Annotated in this window: 13 protein-coding genes; 6 read left to right on the top strand and 7 right to left on the bottom strand. The window is 63.5% G+C overall.

Annotated elements, in window-relative coordinates; translation table 11 throughout:
• Window positions 1-21: 21 nt before the first annotated feature.
• Window positions 22-279, top strand: coding sequence for a DUF2790 domain-containing protein (locus HU748_RS02760; protein ID WP_054891937.1), 258 nt, complete (start codon window positions 22-24; stop codon window positions 277-279).
• Window positions 280-381: 102 nt separating this feature from the next.
• On the opposite strand, the gene HU748_RS02755 is transcribed toward HU748_RS02760, so the two are convergent.
• A complete protein-coding gene (locus tag HU748_RS02755) occupies window positions 382-1,941 on the bottom strand; it encodes a sigma-54-dependent transcriptional regulator (RefSeq protein ID WP_186666494.1) in 1,560 nt (519 codons plus the stop codon).
• A gap of 255 nt (window positions 1,942-2,196) precedes the next feature.
• On the opposite strand from HU748_RS02755, the gene phhA reads away from it, so the two are divergent.
• The 4 genes from phhA (at window position 2,197) to HU748_RS02740 (ending at window position 5,011) form a co-directional block, all read left to right on the top strand.
• Window positions 2,197-2,982: a phenylalanine 4-monooxygenase gene (gene phhA, locus HU748_RS02750; protein ID WP_186710978.1), complete on the top strand. Its 786-nt coding sequence runs from the start codon at window positions 2,197-2,199 to the stop codon at window positions 2,980-2,982.
• 39 nt (window positions 2,983-3,021) lie between these two features.
• Window positions 3,022-3,378 (top strand): 4a-hydroxytetrahydrobiopterin dehydratase, encoded by a 357-nt coding sequence (locus HU748_RS02745; protein WP_186666497.1) that lies wholly within the window; start codon window positions 3,022-3,024, stop codon window positions 3,376-3,378.
• Window positions 3,379-3,596: 218 nt separating this feature from the next.
• Window positions 3,597-3,725, top strand: a complete 129-nt coding sequence (locus HU748_RS26570; protein WP_256093873.1) for a hypothetical protein — start codon at window positions 3,597-3,599, stop codon at window positions 3,723-3,725.
• Between the two features lie 92 nt (window positions 3,726-3,817).
• Window positions 3,818-5,011, top strand: a complete 1,194-nt coding sequence (locus HU748_RS02740; protein WP_186666498.1) for an MFS transporter — start codon at window positions 3,818-3,820, stop codon at window positions 5,009-5,011.
• 48 nt (window positions 5,012-5,059) lie between these two features.
• Here the strand turns inward: HU748_RS02740 and HU748_RS02735 are convergent, their stop codons facing one another.
• Complete coding sequence (locus HU748_RS02735; RefSeq protein WP_186719109.1) at window positions 5,060-8,080, bottom strand: FAD-binding and (Fe-S)-binding domain-containing protein; 3,021 nt, start codon at window positions 8,078-8,080, stop codon at window positions 5,060-5,062.
• Between the two features lie 174 nt (window positions 8,081-8,254).
• Here HU748_RS02735 and HU748_RS02730 point away from each other — a divergent pair, with 174 nt between their 5' ends.
• A complete protein-coding gene (locus HU748_RS02730; protein WP_186719090.1) occupies window positions 8,255-9,139 on the top strand; it encodes a LysR substrate-binding domain-containing protein in 885 nt (294 codons plus the stop codon).
• Between the two features lie 114 nt (window positions 9,140-9,253).
• Here HU748_RS02730 and HU748_RS02725 read toward each other — a convergent pair whose 3' ends face one another.
• The 5 genes from HU748_RS02725 to HU748_RS02705 form a co-directional block, all read right to left on the bottom strand.
• Window positions 9,254-10,675 (bottom strand): amino acid permease, encoded by a 1,422-nt coding sequence (locus HU748_RS02725; protein WP_186711400.1) that lies wholly within the window; start codon window positions 10,673-10,675, stop codon window positions 9,254-9,256.
• 648 nt (window positions 10,676-11,323) lie between these two features.
• Window positions 11,324-12,406, bottom strand: a complete 1,083-nt coding sequence (gene rluB, locus HU748_RS02720) for a 23S rRNA pseudouridine(2605) synthase RluB (protein WP_186666501.1) — start codon at window positions 12,404-12,406, stop codon at window positions 11,324-11,326.
• Between the two features lie 149 nt (window positions 12,407-12,555).
• Window positions 12,556-13,323 carry an SMC-Scp complex subunit ScpB gene (gene scpB / locus HU748_RS02715; protein WP_186719089.1) on the bottom strand — a complete coding sequence of 256 codons (768 nt, stop codon included), beginning with the start codon at window positions 13,321-13,323 and terminating at the stop codon, window positions 12,556-12,558.
• A gap of 15 nt (window positions 13,324-13,338) precedes the next feature.
• Complete coding sequence (locus HU748_RS02710) at window positions 13,339-14,037, bottom strand: ScpA family protein (RefSeq protein WP_186666677.1); 699 nt, start codon at window positions 14,035-14,037, stop codon at window positions 13,339-13,341.
• 125 nt (window positions 14,038-14,162) lie between these two features.
• On the bottom strand, window positions 14,163-14,792 hold the full coding sequence (locus HU748_RS02705) for an L-threonylcarbamoyladenylate synthase (protein ID WP_081255296.1): 630 nt from the start codon (window positions 14,790-14,792) through the stop codon (window positions 14,163-14,165).

Genomic DNA, 14,792 nt, shown 5'->3' with positions numbered 1-14,792 from the left:
CCTTAGACAGGTAAATTGAAAATGAAAGCGTTACTGGTATTGGTACTTGGCAGTGTTTGCAGCGCGGCAATGGCCGATGATGTTGCAACGAACGCCGAGCAGATTCCGGTTGAACAGTACAGTTACTCGCAACACCTGGACATTGCCAAGGTGCTGTCCATGAGCGAAGTCCCGAATGTCTGTGAAGTGGTGCCGGCGCGCATGACCTACGAAGACTCCAAGGGCCAGAAGCACATTCTCGAATACCGCGTGATGGGCAACGGTTGCTCCAACGGCTAACGCCAAGGCCCGCTCCCTTCGGCCGATCTCGATACTTCTGTGGGAGCGGGCTTGCCCGCGAAAACAACACCGCCGATTAGATATTCTTTACCCGGACCTTCTTCAATCCACCGACTTGCCCAACGAATACTCCCGCAACTTGTTGGCAATCGTGGTATGGGAAACACCCAGTCTTTTCCCCAGTGCCCGACTAGTTGGAAACTCCGCCATCAAACTTTCCAACACCGCTTTTTCAAAGCGCCCGACGATTTGCGCAAGTTCCCCTTCCAGCGAAAACTCACCCAGGGGTTGTCGCGCCCCATAATCCGGCAGGCGTATATGTTCGCCCTTGACCACGCCGCCCTCGCATAACGACACGGCCTGGAACAATACGTTTTCCAGTTGCCGGACATTGCCCGGCCAGTGATATTGACTCAACTTGTCCATCGCCGCCGGCGCCAGACGTGGCAACGCACAGCCGATCTGCCGACTGGCCTGGTCGAGGAAGTGCTGCGCCAGCCCCTCCAGCCCATCCATGCACTCACGCAGTGGCGGAATGTGCAACGACAGCACGTTGAGCCGGTGATAGAGGTCTTGGCGGAATTCGCCCCGCGCGCACAGCTCCGACAAATCGACCTGGGTGGCGCAGATCACTCGCACATCCAGATAGACCTCCTCATCGCTGCCGACCCGACGAAAACAGCCGTCCTGCAGAAAGCGCAGCAACTTCACCTGCAAGCGCGGGCTCATCTCCCCCACCCCGTCCAGAAACAGCGTGCCGCCCGCGGTCAACTCCAGCAACCCCAGCTTGCCCTCGGCCCGCGCCCCCTCGAACGCACCAGGGCCATAGCCGAACAGCTCGGTCTCGGCCATCGACTCCGGCAACCCTGCGCAGTTGAGTGCCATCAGTGGCGCCTGGCCACGCGGGCTGGCCAGGTGACAGGCACGGGCCAGCAACTCCTTGCCGGTGCCGGTTTCCCCCTCGATCAGCAGCGGCGCATCCAGCGGCGCCATGCGCCGCGCCTCGCGCACTACCGAGGCCATCACCCGTGAACTCTGGAAGATGCTGTCGAAACCACGCAGCTCCTGCTTGCGCACGTTGTAGATGCGCTCGCCGATGCGATCGGCGCGGTGCAAGGTCAGCACCGCGCCGGCCAGGGCTTCGCTGTCGTCATGTTCGGATTGCAAGGGCGCGATATCGGCCAGGAACACGTCACCCTTGACCTTGATGCGCAATCCGTTGATCCGCGATTTGTTGGCCCGGACCAGCTCCGGCAGGTCGAAATCCTCGACATAGCGCGCCAGCGGCAGCCCCGGCACCTCATCGACGCGCACCCCGAGCAAATGGGCTGCAGCACGGTTGGCTGCGACGATGCTGCCTCCCATGTCGACCGACAACACCGGAAACTCCAGCGCCCCGAGCAACGCATTGAGCTCCATGTGCCGCCGCTCGCTGGGCATCAGGCCGACGCGCTTGACCCCGAACACCCCGGCGATGGCCTCGAATTTCGGACGCAAAGCCTGGAACTGCAGGTTGATCAGGTTTGGGCAGTGCAGGTAGATGGCGTTGCCATGGTCGCCGCCGACCTCGCCACGCAACACGTTGATGCCGTACTCCACCAACAGGTTGAGGATGTCGCGCAGGATGCCGATGCGGTTCTGGCAATGGACTTTGATACGCATGGAAGGCCCCGAGGCAGCCGACTTTTTCATCGGTGCGCAGAAAATTCGTAAAGATAAGCTGACAGAAATACCTTGGCTATCAGCGTGATTCCCTTGATTTTCCGGGATAACCCTAAAATTGTAAAATTATCGTTACAGAAACACTCTACCTCCTGCTTCTTCCCTGTCAGGTAGGCCAGTGCAAAACCGCCGCCGGAGGGCTATTCCTAGGGCACGCCCCACCCATAACAAGAAAGCCCTCACCAGGAGAGCTCCATGAAACAGACGCAATACGTGGCCCGCGAGCCCGATGCGCAGGGTTTTATCGACTACCCGCAGCAAGAGCACGCCGTGTGGAACACTCTGATCACCCGCCAACTGAAAGTGATCGAGGGCCGCGCGTGCCAGGAATACCTGGACGGTATCGACCAGCTCAAGCTGCCCCATGACCGCATCCCGCAACTGGGCGAAGTCAACAAGGTACTGGGCGCCACCACAGGCTGGCAGGTCGCCCGCGTGCCGGCGCTGATCCCCTTCCAGACCTTCTTCGAACTGCTGGCCAGCAAGCGTTTCCCGGTCGCCACCTTCATCCGCACCCCGGAGGAGCTGGACTACCTGCAGGAACCGGACATCTTCCACGAGATCTTCGGCCACTGCCCCCTGCTGACCAACCCCTGGTTCGCCGAATTCACCCACACTTATGGCAAGCTCGGCCTGGCAGCCACCAAGGAACAACGGGTGTACCTGGCGCGCCTGTACTGGATGACCATCGAGTTCGGCCTGATGGAAACCGCCCAAGGCCGCAAGATTTATGGCGGCGGCATCCTCTCGTCACCGAAAGAGACCGTCTACAGCCTGTCCAGCGAGCCCGAGCACCAGGTGTTCGACCCGATCGAAGCCATGCGTACGCCCTACCGGATCGATATCCTGCAGCCGGTGTACTTTGTCCTGCCGAACATGAAACGCCTGTTCGACCTGGCCCACGAAGACATCATGGGCATGGTCCAGCACGCCATGCAGCTGGGTCTGCACGCGCCGAAATTCCCACCCAAGGCGGCCTGAGCCGCCTTACCGACAACAACTCGAAAGCGGAAAACCTCCATGAATGCCTTGAACCAAGCCCACTGCGAAGCCTGCCGCGCCGACGCCCCGAAGGTCAGCGACGAAGAGCTGGCCGAATTGATCCGCGAGATCCCGGACTGGAGCGTTGAAGTGCGCGACGGTCACATGGAACTGGAGCGCGTGTTCCTGTTCAAGAACTTCAAGCACGCCCTGGCGTTCACCAACGCCGTCGGCGAAATCGCCGAAGCCGAGGGCCATCACCCTGGCCTGCTCACCGAGTGGGGCAAGGTCACCGTGACTTGGTGGAGCCACTCGATCAAGGGGCTGCACCGCAACGATTTCATCATGTGCGCACGCACCGACAAGGTGGCCGAGACGGCTGAAGGGCGCAAGTAACGCCCGGCAGATCGCGCCGAACCGTCCGCAGCGGTTCGGCGCGAATGCATTCCCGGCAGAACCCAAGCGAACATCGTCCGCTATTCGCCCGCAAATCGACCGGCGAACAGGAAAATTTATAAACTGTCATCCAGACTGCTGTATCCTGCCCCGGCTTTGCAAAAGCTTCCACTGCGCTACGCGCCGCCTTTTCACTCACACTTGCGAGGAACGACGAGATGCATGAAATCCCGAATCTTCCCTTCCCAAGCCTGAACCCCGAAGAGCAAACCGTTACCGCCCACGCCGCCGAGCCGGCACCTGCTTCGCAGGAAGGTGACGATCAATCCAGCGCCGATCAGGAATAACCGCGCATCCCCACCGACCGTGTGAAAACGGCTGACCTGCGGCTACCCCCCGTCATCGCGTTTTCACACAGTCCAGAACCTCGAAGGCCCCCATGCCCGACTCACCGCGCCCTCTTGCGGTCACCCTGCAAGTCGTCTCCATCGTTCTCTTCACCTTCATCGGCTACCTGAACATCGGCATCCCCCTTGCCGTACTGCCCAGCTATGTGCACAACGACCTGGGTTTCAGCGCCGTGCTCGCAGGCCTGGTCATCAGCGTGCAGTACCTGGCAACCCTGCTCAGCCGCCCGACCGCCAGCCGTATCATCGACAACCTCGGTAGCAAGAAGGCGGTAATGTGGGGCCTGTTCGGCTGCGGCCTGAGCGGGGTGTTCATGCTGGCCTGCAGCTTCCTCACCCACCTGCCCTGGCTGAGCCTCACCTGCCTGCTCATCGGGCGCCTGGTACTGGGCAGCGCGGAAAGCCTCGTGGGCTCGGGTTCGATCGGCTGGGGCATCGGCCGCGTCGGCGCCGAACACACCGCCAAGGTCATCTCCTGGAATGGCATCGCCAGCTATGGTGCGCTGGCCGTCGGCGCACCGCTGGGGGTGCTGATGGTCAAGGGCCTGGGGCTGTGGAGCATGGGTGCGAGCATCATTCTGCTGGGCGTTCTTGGCCTGGCACTGGCCTGGCCCAAGCAGGCCGCGCCGGTGGTGGCGGGCAAGCGCCTGCCCTTCCTGCAGGTGCTGGGCAAGGTGTTCCCGCATGGTTCGGGGCTGGCGCTGGGCTCGATCGGCTTCGGCACCATCGCGACCTTCATCACCCTCTACTACGCCAGCCGCAACTGGCCAGATGCGGCGCTGACCCTGAGCCTGTTCGGCGCCAGCTTCATCTGCGCACGCCTGCTGTTCGGCAATCTGATCAACCGCATCGGCGGTTTTCGCGTGGCCATCGCCTGCCTGTCGGTGGAAACCCTGGGGCTGTTGATGCTGTGGCTGGCACCCAACGCCCAGCTGGCCTTGGTGGGCGCGGCCTTGAGCGGCTTCGGCTTCTCGCTGGTGTTCCCGGCACTGGGGGTGGAAGCGGTGAACCAGGTGTCGGCAGCCAACCGTGGCGCGGCGGTCGGCGCCTATTCGCTGTTCATCGACCTGTCGCTGGGGATCACCGGGCCACTGGTGGGCGCGGTGGCCTCAGGGTTCGGCTTCAGGTCGATCTTCCTGTTTGCCGCCGGGGCGGCGATGTGCGGGCTGGTATTGAGCCTGTACCTGTACCGCCAGGCACGGCTCGGACGGGAGCAGCACGGCTGAAGGTTGCGCTGGCCTCTTCACGGACTTGCCCGCGAAGAGGCCGCGAGATCAGCGCACCACGTACTGCAACACCACCTCCAGCGGATGGCGCAGCTGCTTCTCGGTCATGCGCTTGACCTGGCTGCGGCACGAATAACCGGTTGCCAACGCCTCACCCTCCTTGTCCAGCTTGGTCGCCCACGACTGCTCGAAGATGGTCTTCGAAGCCTGCTGGTTGCGTGCCTCGTGCCCGTAGGTCCCGGACATCCCGCAACACCCGGTGGCCTCGGTGGAAAGCTTCAGCCCCATCCGCGCGAAGACCTGCTCCCACTGCCGGGTACTGGCCGGGACGTTGGTCTTCTCGGTGCAGTGCGCCATCAGGCGGAAGCTGCCACCCTGCCCTGCGGCCTGCTCGGGCAGCGCCTCCATCAGCCATTCCTGCGGCAACAACACCGTCGGACAGCCTTGCAGGCCGTCGACCTTCTGGTATTCCTGGCGATAGACCAGGGTCATCGCCGGGTCCAGCCCCACCAACTGCACACCGCAATCCGCCAGGGCCTTGAGCTGCCGGCCATTGCGAATCGCCGCCTTGGCGAAGGCACCAAGGAAACCCTGCACGTGCAGCGGCTTGCCGTTGGCGCTGTAGGGCGCCAGGAACACCTTGTAGCCCAGCCGGTGGGCCAGCTCGATGAACGAGGCCAGCAGCGGCGTCTCGAAGTACCGCGTGAAAGCGTCCTGCACCAGCACGATGCTGCGCTCGCGCTGGGCCGGGGTCAGCTCGCGCAGGGCGGGCACACTGGCCACACCCACACGGCAGCGGGTCAGGGTGGACTGGAAATTGAAGCGGCTGATCAGTGGGCTGTCGACCATCCCGACCTTGTCGGCCAGCAGACGGCTGACCCACTTCGACCCCATCACCGCGTTATACACGCCCGGCACATGGGCCAGGTACGGAATGGTGAACTCAAGCGAGCCGATCAGATAATCACGCAGCGGGCGCTGGTAGCGACCGTGGTAGAGCTCGAGGAAGCGTGAACGGAAGTCCGGCACGTTGACCTTGATCGGGCACTGCCCCGCGCACGACTTGCACGCCAGGCAGCCGGCCATGGCGTCGTACACCTCGTGGGAGAAGTCCTCCTGGCCCTGACGCTGGGCCCGCAGGTTGCCCAGGCGCTTGGGCAGGCCCTTGATCCACGACGCCTTGCGCTGCGCCGAGGCCAGCACATCGATGTTGGCCTCGCCCTGCAGGCGCAGCCATTCACGGATCAGCGAGGCACGCCCCTTGGGTGAATGGCGGCGCTCGCGGGTGGCCTTCCACGACGGGCACATGGCGTCGTTGGGGTCATAGTTGTAGCAGGCGCCGTTGCCGTTGCAGTGCACGGCGCTGCCGAAGCTCTGCCACACGCGCTCGTCGATGTTTCGGTCCAGGTCGCCACGCAGGGTGACACCATCGACCGGCGTCAGGCCCTCGGCGCTGTCTGGCGGCGTGCAGATCTTGCCCGGATTGAGCTGGTTGTACGGGTCGAATGCACCCTTGAGCCGCTGCAGGGCCGGATACAGCTCACCGAAGTACTCCGGCACGTATTCCGAACGCAACCCTTTGCCATGCTCGCCCCAGAGCAAACCACCATAGCGCTTGGTTAGCGCCGCCACCGCATCGGAGATCGGCTTGACCAACGCGGCCTGGGCGGGGTCTTTCATGTCCAGCGCCGGACGCACGTGCAGCACGCCGGCATCGACATGACCGAACATGCCATAGGCCAGGCCATGGCCATCGAGCAGCGCACGGAATTCGGCGATGTAGTCGGCCAACTGCTCCGGCGGTACCGCGGTATCTTCCACGAACGGCTGCGGCCGCACCTCGCCTTCGACGTTGCCGAGCAAACCGACCGAACGCTTGCGCATGGTGTAGACGCGCGTCACGGCCTCGGCGCCCTCGGCGAGGGTGTGGCCCAACCGCTCGACGCTGGTATCGCTGCGCAGGTGTTCGACGAACGCCTCGACACGGGCATTGACCTCAGCCGGCTCGTCGCCACAGAACTCGACCAGGTTGATACCCAGGGTCGGGCGCTCGGCGTCGGCGGGGAAGTACTCGGCGACGCTGTGCCAGACGATATCCTTCATCGCCAGCATCAGTACCTTGGAGTCGACGGTCTCGATCGACAGTGGCTTGTGCGCCATCAACGCATTGGCATCACGCAGGGCATCCATGAAGCTGGTGTAACGCACGTTGACCAACACCGCGTATTTCGGGATCGGCAGTACATTTAGCTTGGCCTCGACCACGTAGCCCAACGAACCTTCGGCACCGCACAGCACGCTATTTAGGTTGAAGCGGCCCTCTTCGTCGCGCAGGTGCGCAAGGTCGTAACCGGTCAGGCAACGGTTTAGCTTGGGGAAGGTGCTCTCGATCAGCTCGCCTTGGGTCTGCTGGATCTCGCGGGCCATGCGATAGACCTCGCCGACCCGGCCAGGTGCGGCGCAGGCCTGCTCCAGCGCAGCCTCGTCGATCGGCAGGCTGTGCAGGCGTTCACCACCGAGCAGCACGCTGTGCAGCTCGAGCACATGGTCACGGGTCTTGCCGTAGGTGCAACTGCCCTGGCCGCTGGCATCGGTATTGATCATGCCGCCGACCGTGGCGCGGTTGGAGGTCGACAGCTCAGGGGCGAAGAACAGCCCGTGCGGCTTGAGCGCAGCGTTGAGCTGATCCTTCACCACACCGGCCTGCACCCGCACCCAACGCTCCTGGGTGTTGATTTCGAGGATGGTGTTCATGTGCCGCGACAGGTCGACGACGATGCCGTCGGTCAATGACTGGCCGTTGGTCCCTGTACCACCGCCGCGCGGGGTCAGTTTGACCTGGCGAAAACGCGGCTCGGCCATCAACGTGGCGACGCGTGCCACGTCGTCAGCGTCGAGCGGGAAGACGGCCGCCTGGGGCAGGCGCTGATAGATCGAGTTGTCGGTGGCCAGCACCGTACGGGTGCCGTAGTCGGCGCTGATCTGGCCACGGAAGCCGCTGGCGCTCAGGGCTTCGAGGAATTCGGGGTAGCCGGCGGCAGGCGCACGGACAGGCAACTGGGCGATCATCGAAGGATGGCCTCTTGTATGGGCAGGTTCACGGTCTGGCATCACCCGGCGGGCGACGCTCTGTTGCTCAGCCGGCATGAATAACTCAGAGCCGGATGACGAGTAGGCCAATGTTCCTGTACTTTCCAGCCGAGGGCAAACGGATAATCCTGCCGCTATCGATGAGTTTCATGAATGAATTACCGCCACCTGACCCCATCGATGTCCTTGCTGCTGGCGTTCGAGGCCGCTGCCCGGCATGAAAGCTACACCCGCGCGGCCGTCGAGCTGTCACTGACCCAGAGCGCCGTCAGCCGCCAGGTCCAGGCGCTGGAGCAGCAACTGGGCCTGACGTTGTTCCGCCGCGAGGGGCGCCAGGTGCAATTGACCGATGTCGGGCGCCTGTACCAGCGCGAGTTGAGCGAAGCCCTCGGGCGCATTCGCAGCGCCACGCTGCAGGCCCTCGCCTATCAGTCCGGGGTCGGCACCCTGCGCCTGGCGACACTGCCCACCTTCGGTTCGAAATGGCTGCTGCCGCGCCTGAACGCGTTCTACAGCGCGCATCCCGGGATGCTGGTGCACATCCATTCACGCATCGAGGCGATCAACTTCGACACCAGCGAGATCGATGCCGCCATCGGCGTGGCCAGCCACGACCTGCCCGGCCTGATCTGCCATCGATTGCATGCCGAGGAACTGGTGGTGATCCTGCCGCCGCAGGCTGCGGGCGCAGCGGACACATGGACGCCGGCACGGATCAGCGAAGAGTTGCTGCTCAATGTCGCCAACAACCCGCATGCCTGGGGCGAATGGTTTTCTCATCACGGCCTGGCGCACCGCGCCATGCGGCTGGGGCCGAGCTTCGAGCTGACATCGCACCTGATCCAGGCAGTACGCGCCGGGATCGGCATCGGCCTGGTGCCGAGGATTCTGGTGGCCGAGGAGTTGACCAAGGGCGAGCTGTTCAGCCCGGGCGAGGCGTTCGCCAGCCAGCGCAGCTATTACCTGATCTACCCGCCGCGCAACGAGGCGCTGCCCTCGCTCAGGGCGTTTCGCGGGTGGTTGTTGGAGCAGATTTAGCGGTTGCCTGGTTGGGCGCTTTCGCGGGCAAGCCCGCTCCCACAGGGCCCGAGCAGACAACAAAAAACCCGGCACCAGCCCCTGGCACCGGGTTTCCCGAATCAAGCTACCGGCTTACTTGGCCACGCTACCCGCCGCAGTACCCGCCTGCGCCATGCGCTTGCTCTTGATCACATAGAACACATACATCACCACCAGCCACACCGGAATCGCGTAGACCGAAATCTGGATCCCCGGGATCTGCAGCATGATGCCCAGGATCAGCACTACGAAGGCCAGGCACAGGTAGTTGCCGTACGGGTACCACAGCGCCTTGAACAGCGGCTTCTGGCCGGTACGGTCAAGGTGCTGGCGGAACTTGAGGTGCGAGTAGCTGATCATCGCCCAGTTGATCACCAGCGCCGCGACCACCAGCGACATCAGCAACTCCAGGGCATGCTGCGGCATGAAGTAGTTGAGCAGCACGGCAATCAGGGTGAACGCTGCCGACGCCAGGATCGCCCGCACCGGCACGCCACGACGGTCGATCTTCGCCAGGCCCGCCGGGGCATCGCCCTGGTCGGCCATGCCGTAGAGCATGCGCGCATTGCAGTAGGTGCCGCTGTTGTACACCGACAGTGCCGCGGTCAGTACCACGAAGTTCAGCAGGTGCGCCGCGACATCACTGCCCAGCAGCGAGAACACCTGGACGAACGGGCTGCTGCCATAGCTACCACCCGACGCATCGATGCTGGCCACCAGGCTGTCCCACGGGGTCAGCGACAGCAGCACAACCAAGGCGCCGATGTAGAAGATCAGGATGCGGTAGATGACCTGGTTGATCGCCTTCGGGATCACGGTCTTGGGCTTGTCGGCCTCGGCGGCGGTGAAGCCGAGCATTTCCAGGCCACCGAAGGAGAACATGATGATCGCCAGCGCCATCACCAATCCGCTCACGCCATTGGGGAAGAAACCACCATGGCTCCACAGGTTGGTCACCGAGGCGTCCGGGCCGCCACTGCCGCTGGTGAGCAGGTACGCGCCCAGGGCGATCATGCCGACGATGGCGGCCACCTTGATGATCGCGAACCAGAACTCGGCCTCGCCGAACACCTTGACGTTCATCAGGTTGATCGCGTTGATCAGCAGGAAGAAGCCCGCCGCCGTCACCCAGGTCGGGATTTCCGGCCACCAGTAGTGGACGTACTTGCCGACGGCGGACAACTCCGACATGCCCACCAGGATGTAAAGCACCCAGCAGTTCCAGCCCGACAGGAACCCGGCAAAGCCGCCCCAATACTTGTGGGCAAAGTGGCTGAAGGAGCCGGCCACGGGCTCTTCGACGATCATCTCGCCGAGCTGGCGCATGATCATGAAGGCGATGAAGCCGCAGATGGCGTAGCCAAGGATCATCGAGGGCCCGGCGGATTTCATCACCCCGGCCGAGCCGAGGAACAGGCCGGTACCGATGGCGCCCCCCAGGGCGATCAGCTGGATATGGCGGTTCTTCAAGCCACGCTTGAGTTCGCCTGACGGCTGCGAATTGTGTCCACTCATGAACGAAGTCACCTGCTTGTTTTTATCTGTGACGGAATGGGACCCGCCGCGCTCGTGGCACAGCGGAATGAGGCAAGGTGGTTACCTTGGGTTCCCGGACCCTGGCGCCGCGCCTGGCACGGAGCCTGGGGCGGATCAGCCGGGAGTCGGCGAGAATGCGTGGTACGCGAGGGGGTCACAGGTAAAACGCGGCGCATTGTATACCCCTGCGAGCGCGCAGGCGTCAACGCGTTGCGTCGTTTCCTCGAGAAAAAACGCAGCGGTCCTGGGGCAAGGGCCATCAATGGCGTAGTGATCGGCGTACATGGCGCCTCCATTTGTTGTTGTGTAGGCCCGACTGCAGGAGTGGGCTGATGCACTTGGCAATGTCCGTCATATCAGCGCGGGACGGGGCTTTGGGCAATAGCGCGAATGGCCGATGGAAGGCTCTGCGGCGCGGCATGCGGCAAGATCTGTTTACACCAGCCTGGGAAGCAGGAAACCGAACGGTAATCCCGGCAGATTCCGTATAAATTTCGTTACAAGATGGTTCAAATACTTTCCAGCATGACGAAAAACGCTTCCTGTTCAGCAGCTTGAAGGCTCGCACTTTTCGACCAGGCACAAAAAAGCCAGCCCGAAGGCTGGCCCTTTCACCGCCACATGCGATCAACCACGCGGTTTACCGCGACCACGGCCGGCTGGTTTGTCGCCTTCCGCACGCGCAGGACGCTTGCGCATCTCGCTAGGACGTTCGGCAACGGCGCTGCCGCGGCTACCCTTGCGCGGCGCTTCCTCACGTGCCGGACGCGCCGGGCGCTCGCTGGCCGCGCGTGGCTGACGCTCGCCGGCGTCCTTGGCGGGGCGCAGGTCACGCACGCGCTCGCCACGACCCATGGGGCGCGTGGACTTGCGCTGCAGACGCTCGAGCTTGTCCTTGGCCTTGAGGTTGAGGGTCGGCAGCGCCACCGGCTGCAGCCCGACTTCGGCAGCGAGGATGTCGATCTCGCCCTGGCTCATTTCACGCCAGCGGCCCATCGGCAGGTCGGAGTTGAGGAACACCGGGCCGAAACGCACGCGCTTCAGGCGGCTGACCACCATGCCCTGGGACTCCCACAGGCGACGCACCTCACGGTTGCGGCCTTCCATCACCACGCAATGGTACCAATGGTTGAAGCCTTCACCGCCCGGCGCCTTCTGGATATCGGTGAACTTGGCCGGGCCGTCCTCGAGCATCACGCCCGCCTTGAGGCGCTCGATCATCTCGTCGTCGACCTCGCCACGGACACGCACCGCGTACTCGCGGTCCATCTCATAGGAGGGGTGCATCAGGCGGTTGGCCAGTTCACCGTCGGTGGTGAACAGCAGCAAGCCCGTGGTGTTGATGTCGAGACGACCGATATTGATCCAGCGGCCTTCTTTCGGGCGCGGCAGGCGGTCGAACACGGTCGGACGGCCTTCCGGGTCGTCACGGGTGCAGATCTCGCCGTCGGGCTTGTTGTACATGATGACGCGGCGGGTCGCCTCGGCGGCTTCCTCGCGCTTGATCAGCTTGCCGTCGACAGCGATGGCATCGTGCAGGTCGACGCGCTGGCCGAGGGTGGCCTCGACGCCGTTGACCTTGATGCGACCCTGGCTGATCCAGGCTTCGACGTCACGGCGTGAACCCACGCCGATGCGTGCCAGCACTTTCTGCAGCTTTTCGCCGGACGGCGGGGTGATCTGGGTTTCTTGCAGGTCTTTGTCACTCATCTGGGCACCTCCCGGTGTACGGTGTAGTGAAAGCGGTTTGGCGGCGAATGCGCCAAGGGGGCGCGAATTGTACGCGGTTCATGGGGCGGATGCATCGGGGTGATGAAGTTTTTCTGCTCGGCGGTTAGCCCGCAAAACGCCAGCGCAGATCAAGGCTTGTCCTCGTCCTCGACCACATCCTCTTCCTCGCGTAAATCATCAAAGTCGATCTTGAGCCCCTCTTCCATGGCATCCAGCTCCACCAGCAGGCTGCGGAAGCTGGTTTCCTCCTTCGGCTCACCCTCCCCCTCCAGCTCATCCTCGCCCAAGCTGGCATCGGCCAACGCCTGCAGGTGCGCGGGCACCGGCGCATCGTCCAGGTCGTCGAGCACAGGCTCTGGCTCCATCTCGCGCAGTTCGGCCAGCGGCGGCAACTCATCGAGGCTCTTGAGGTTGAAATGATCGAGGAACGCCTTGGTGGTGGCGAACATGGCCGGACGGCCCGGCACCTCGCGGTAGCCGACGATGCGGATCCACTCGCGCTCCATCAGGGTCTTGATGATGTTGCTGTTGACGGCCACCCCGCGCACGTCCTCGATCTCGCCCCGGGTGATCGGCTGGCGGTAGGCGATCAAGGCCATGGTTTCGAGCAGCGCACGGGAATAGCGCTGCGGGCGCTCCTCCCACAGGCGACCGACCCAGGGCGCGAAGTCCTCGCGAATCTGCAAACGGTAGCCGCTAGCCACTTCCTTGAGCTCGAAGGCGCGGCCATTGCACGACTTGCCGAGCACCTCCAGGGCCTTCTTGAACACGGCCGGCGCCGGGCGCTCTGCCTCCTCGAACAACTCGAAGAGGCGCTCCAGGGACTGCGGCTTGCCAGAGGCCAGCAGAAAGGCCTCGATCAGCGACGCCAGGTCGCGGGGTTCGTTCAGGTTCATCGGCGCTCTTAACTGTCACTCGGCCCGGGCACGGACATGGATCGGGGTGAAAGGCTCATTCTGCACCAGTTCGATCAGCGATTCCTTCACCAGCTCGAGAATCGCCATGAAGGTGACCACCACGCCGAGCTTGCCCTCCTCGACGCTGAACAGCTCGATGAAGGGTACGAAGCCGCCGCCCTTCAGACGCTCGAGCACCTCGCTCATGCGCTCGCGGGTCGACAAGGTCTCGCGGGTGATCTGGTGGCTTTCGAACAGATCGTTGCGACGCATGACCTCAGCCATGGACAGCAGGATCTCCTCCAGCGCGACTTCCGGCAGCAGCTTGCGGACCCTGGCCTGCGGCGCCTCCAACTGCGGCACCAGCACCTCGCGGCCGATCCTCGGCAGCTCGTCGATGCCCTCGGCGGCAGCCTTGAAGCGCTCGTACTCCTGCAGACGGCGGATCAGTTCGGCGCGCGGATCGCCCTCTTCTTCCTCGACTTCACTGGAGCGCGGCAGCAGCATGCGCGACTTGATCTCGGCGAGCATCGCGGCCATCACCAGGTACTCGGCAGCCAGCTCCAGGCGCACCGACTTCATCAGTTCGACGTAGCCCATGTACTGCCGGGTGATCTCGGCCACGGGGATGTCGAGGATGTCGATGTTCTGCTTGCGGATCAGGTACAGCAGCAGGTCCAGCGGGCCCTCGAAGGCTTCGAGGAAGACCTCCAGGGCATCCGGCGGGATGTACAGGTCGACCGGCATTTCGGTCAGCGCTTCGCCATAGACCAGCGCCAGTTGCAGTTGCTGCGGCGCCTCGGTCTCGACCGGCGGCGCCTCGGGGGCCTGCACCTGGCTCACGCGTTGACCAGGAAGGGCGTGGGGTCGCCGCAGCCTTCGCGGATCAGCTGTGGCTCGTCACCGGACAGGTCGATGATGGTGGACGCCTTCAGGTCGCCGAAGCCACCGTCGATGACCAGATCGACGTGGTGCTCCAGGCGTTCGCGGATTTCGTAGGGATCGGTCATCGGCTCATCGTCGCCGGGCAGGATCAGGCTGACGCTCATCAACGGCTCGCCCAGTTCCGCGAGCAGCGCCAGGGTGATGCCATGGTCCGGCACGCGCAGGCCGATGGTACGGCGTTTTTCATGCAGCAACAGGCGCGGCACCTCGCGGGTCCCGTTGAGAATGAAGGTGTACGGGCCGGGGATATGGGCTTTGAGCAGGCGGAAGGTGCCGGTATCGACCTTGGCATACAACCCCAGCTGCGACATGTCGCAGCACATCAAGGTGAAATTGTGCGTTTTATTCAGGCCGCGCAGGCGCCGGACCCGCTCGATCGCCGCCTTGTCGCCGATCTGGCAACCCAGGGCGTATGCCGAATCGGTCGGATACACCACCACCCCGCCCTTGCGGATGATCTCCACGGCCTGCTTGATCAGGCGCGCTTGCGGGTTCTCCGCATGAATCTGGAAGAATTGACTCAC

The sequence above is a fragment of the Pseudomonas sp. RW3S2 genome (assembly GCF_014268955.1).
GTDB classification, from domain to species: domain Bacteria; phylum Pseudomonadota; class Gammaproteobacteria; order Pseudomonadales; family Pseudomonadaceae; genus Aquipseudomonas; species Aquipseudomonas wayambapalatensis.
The sequence above is the reverse complement of the archived record's forward strand: the minus strand, read 5'-3'. Positions and strand labels throughout refer to the sequence as shown.

Bases quoted from the DNA above. Each gene is read 5' to 3' on its own strand.
- HU748_RS02760 (WP_054891937.1), top strand. From the start codon at position 22: ATGAAAGCGTTACTGGTATTGGTACTTGGCAGTGTTTGCAGCGCGGCA.
- HU748_RS02755 (WP_186666494.1), bottom strand. From the start codon at position 1,941: ATGCGTATCAAAGTCCATTGCCAGAACCGCATCGGCATCCTGCGCGAC.
- phhA (WP_186710978.1), top strand. From the start codon at position 2,197: ATGAAACAGACGCAATACGTGGCCCGCGAGCCCGATGCGCAGGGTTTT.
- HU748_RS02745 (WP_186666497.1), top strand. From the start codon at position 3,022: ATGAATGCCTTGAACCAAGCCCACTGCGAAGCCTGCCGCGCCGACGCC.
- HU748_RS26570 (WP_256093873.1), top strand. From the start codon at position 3,597: ATGCATGAAATCCCGAATCTTCCCTTCCCAAGCCTGAACCCCGAAGAG.
- HU748_RS02740 (WP_186666498.1), top strand. From the start codon at position 3,818: ATGCCCGACTCACCGCGCCCTCTTGCGGTCACCCTGCAAGTCGTCTCC.
- HU748_RS02735 (WP_186719109.1), bottom strand. From the start codon at position 8,080: ATGATCGCCCAGTTGCCTGTCCGTGCGCCTGCCGCCGGCTACCCCGAA.
- HU748_RS02730 (WP_186719090.1), top strand. From the start codon at position 8,255: ATGAATTACCGCCACCTGACCCCATCGATGTCCTTGCTGCTGGCGTTC.
- HU748_RS02725 (WP_186711400.1), bottom strand. From the start codon at position 10,675: ATGAGTGGACACAATTCGCAGCCGTCAGGCGAACTCAAGCGTGGCTTG.
- rluB (WP_186666501.1), bottom strand. From the start codon at position 12,406: ATGAGTGACAAAGACCTGCAAGAAACCCAGATCACCCCGCCGTCCGGC.
- scpB (WP_186719089.1), bottom strand. From the start codon at position 13,323: ATGAACCTGAACGAACCCCGCGACCTGGCGTCGCTGATCGAGGCCTTT.